The sequence below is a fragment of the Vibrio sp. OPT46 genome, assembly GCF_015163535.1.
Taxonomy (GTDB): Bacteria; Pseudomonadota; Gammaproteobacteria; order Enterobacterales; family Vibrionaceae; genus Vibrio; species Vibrio alginolyticus.
In genome coordinates this window covers 11321-14433 of record NZ_JADDYG010000042.1, presented here as the reverse complement: position 1 = coordinate 14433, position 3113 = coordinate 11321, and the positions used below count along the sequence as shown (strand labels likewise).

4 protein-coding genes are annotated in these 3113 nt (G+C 41.4%); 2 read left to right on the top strand and 2 right to left on the bottom strand.

Features of this window, described 5'->3' with window-relative positions; translation table 11 throughout:
- Together IQR33_RS02495 and vctC are read left to right on the top strand one after the other, a co-directional pair.
- Positions 1 to 759: iron chelate uptake ABC transporter family permease subunit (locus IQR33_RS02495; protein ID WP_193843479.1), on the top strand; the 759-nt coding region annotated here is incomplete at its 5' end.
- Between the two features lie 2 nt (positions 760 to 761).
- On the top strand, positions 762 to 1517 hold the full coding sequence (gene vctC / locus IQR33_RS02490; RefSeq protein ID WP_025767868.1) for an iron chelate ABC transporter ATP-binding protein VctC: 756 nt from the start codon (positions 762 to 764) through the stop codon (positions 1515 to 1517).
- 42 nt (positions 1518 to 1559) lie between these two features.
- On the opposite strand, the gene cueR is transcribed toward vctC, so the two are convergent.
- Together cueR and IQR33_RS02480 are read right to left on the bottom strand one after the other, a co-directional pair.
- Positions 1560 to 1946: a Cu(I)-responsive transcriptional regulator gene (cueR, locus tag IQR33_RS02485; RefSeq protein ID WP_005376627.1), complete on the bottom strand. Its 387-nt coding sequence runs from the start codon at positions 1944 to 1946 to the stop codon at positions 1560 to 1562.
- Positions 1947 to 2033: 87 nt separating this feature from the next.
- Positions 2034 to 3002 (bottom strand): helix-turn-helix domain-containing protein, encoded by a 969-nt coding sequence (locus IQR33_RS02480; RefSeq protein ID WP_193837971.1) that lies wholly within the window; start codon positions 3000 to 3002, stop codon positions 2034 to 2036.
- Positions 3003 to 3113 lie beyond the last annotated feature (111 nt).

The following is a 3113-nucleotide window of genomic DNA, read 5'->3' as shown; positions in this document are numbered from 1 at the left end:
AACCGAATTTTAACGCCAAGTATCATGGGTTTTGATGCGCTGTATGTGTTAACCCAAATTTTGATCGTGTTGATTTTTGGTGGGTTGAGTACCTTAGTGCTTAACTTGTACGTCAATTTCGCGATTGCAGTAATTGTAATGGTGTCGTTTTCGCTACTGCTGTTTGGGTTTTACTTTTCAAAAGGCAGCAAGAACTTGATTACGTTGCTATTGGTCGGCTTGATCTTTGGTCAGCTATTTTCCAATGCGGCGTCATTCTTTTCTTTGCTGATGGACCCAAACACATATGCAATTGTTCAGTCGAAACTGTACGCCAGTTTCAATAATGTCAAAGTGAACTTGGTTTACTTTAGTGCTCCGGCTTTGATGTTTGCATGTTGGTTGTTGTTTAGGATGCATCGCACTTTAGATGTGTTTTGGCTCGACCAAGACAATGCGAAAAGTTTGGGTGTTGATGTACCTAAAGTGACGAGAAATGTGTTTATTATCTCGGCGGTTTTGATTGCTATTTCTACGGCTTTGGTAGGGCCAATCATGTTCTTTGGTTTACTAGTGACCAACTTAAGCCGAGAAATGTTCCGAAGTTACCAACATAAAACGCTATTGGTCGGATGTTCGTTTCTATCCATCAGTTCATTACTTGCTGGGCAATGGATAATCGAAAACGTGTTCAGTTTTGAGACGACGTTGAGTGTCGTAATTAACTTTATCGGCGGTGCGTATTTCTTATACCTGCTGCTGAAAAACAAAGTTGTATAAATATGATAGTAATAGACAAATTAACGAAGGCTTTCGGTTCAAACAAAGTCGTAGACGAGGCCAATACTCAGTTTGAAAAGGGCAAGGTAACATCGATTATCGGTCCAAATGGCGCGGGAAAGAGCACGCTGTTATCTATGGCCTCGCGCTTAACGGAGCGAGATGGCGGTAGTGTTATCATTGATTGCAAGGAAATCGCGGAATGGGACACAAAAGAGCTAGCGAAAAAACTGGCAGTACTTCGCCAAGCTAACTCGATTACAATGCGGTTTACCGTAAAAGAGTTAGTCTCTTTTGGTCGTTTCCCATACTCTAAAGGAAATCTGACTAAAGAAGATCATGAGGTCATAGAACAAGCGATCGACTACTTAGATTTGCAAGATATTCAAGACAAATACTTGGATGAATTAAGTGGTGGTCAGCGACAGCTTGCATTTATTGCTATGGTGATTGCACAAGATACAGATTATGTCTTTCTTGATGAACCTCTTAATAACTTAGATATCAAACACTCTCTTCAGATCATGAAAGTTGTGCAGCAGTTAGCCCATGACATGAATAAAGCCATGGTGGTCGTGATTCATGATATTAATTTCGCGGCGTGTTACTCAGATGTCATATTGGCGCTTAAGAAAGGTAAAGTTGTGGCGAGTGGTGCGGTTGAAGATGTTATTCAAGCGTCTACGCTAGAGGACATCTATGAAACGCCATTTAACATCATAGAGTTAAACGGTAAGCGCATGTGTACTTATCATTAAGCGAGCTAGTTCGTTTTTAACGAGATCAATAGATAGGCGGGCTTACTTGGTGAGCTCGTCTATGATTGGGCATCGGCTCTCTGCATCTCCAGGACAAGAAGAAACCCAACCTTCAAGTTGCGTTTTGATCTCCATGAGGTGTGCAATTTTTTCTTCAACCTCTCTCAGTTTGTCCATGGTTCTTGCTTTTACTTCGCTACTTTTGCGATTGGGGTTATGAGCAAGTTGTACGAACTCTTTGCATTCTTGCAACGAAAAGCCTGCGCTTTTTGCGCGTGATACCAAGTTAAGCTCTTGAATATGATTATCTGAATATTCGCGATAGCCAGAGTCGCTACGCGCTGGTGGAGATATGATCCCTTTGTCTTCATATAATCGAATCGACTTAGATGAAAGCCCAGTGAGCTTCGCGACGGCACCAATATTCATGTTTAACCTCCATAACGTTTAAGGCGAGTATATACCGATGTTGTGGATAAGACACTCCTAAATAACAGTCAGTTACCTAGAGTCCCCTTACTCTTTAATCACTTCATGTGGTGGCACACCAAATGCCTTTTTAAAGGCATAAGTGAAGTTAGAAGGGTGGTGGTATCCGGCTTCATAGGCGGCTTCTGTTATCGTCACTAGGCCACGTTCCAAATGTTGCCTAGCAATCTCAAGACGTCGAAAACGAATGTAGCCGTTTATGGTCATATTAAGTGATTGTTTAAATCGACGCTGCAGGTTTGAAACACTCATTGAGAATTGGCTCGCCAACTTTTCCAAGCGTAGTTCTTGATCAAGGTGAGTTTCAATATAGCTGACAATATCCTCAATTCGACCATCAATGTGTCGTTCAATATTGCTGTTTTTAGCACTGAAATTCTTAGGAATTTGCTTGGTGGCTTGATGTAATATTTGATAGATCAAGCTTTCGACCTCTAGCTTTTCTTGGAACTCTTGCGGTGTTTCTCTATTTGTTAACGTTTCGGCCAGCTCGCATAGCGTCTGGTTAGGCTCCAACTGTTGAAACGCCTGATGAGAGTTAAAAAAGGCTCGATGACTACAATTTTGCTCAAGGCGGGCCTCTAGCCATTGGGGCTTAACCAATATGTTGATCTTATTAATGAGGTTATCTTTGAGCAGTGAACGACGAAAATTTGCAGGTTTGAGTAAGTTCACCACTACACCCTTAGGGCCGTCGCTCGCGTCTAAATCAAATTGCAAATCGTCGTAGCCAAACGAGAGTCTACCTTCTAAAAGAATAGTGACCAGCAGTGAGGCGTGTGCAGTAGAAACAATATTCGAATCAATAAGTTCTAGACAACACCCGCCATGAACAAAAATTTGATCATTGTACTGATATGATAGGAACTTACCTTCGGCCAGTTGAGTTTGACAAGGTTGGCCTTGCGTGACAATCCATTGTTTCTCTGTCGCCTCTAGTCTTTGGGTTAAAGCTATCTTGGCAATTTTAGTTCGTTTTGTTGTGACTTCCTGCATTTGACACTTCCTCATAACACTTGTGCGATTTCGCATAACCAAATCGCCTTTGTATTTATAAAACTCATGCTTATTATACCTGAGAATTATTATCATTAATATTTAGGAATG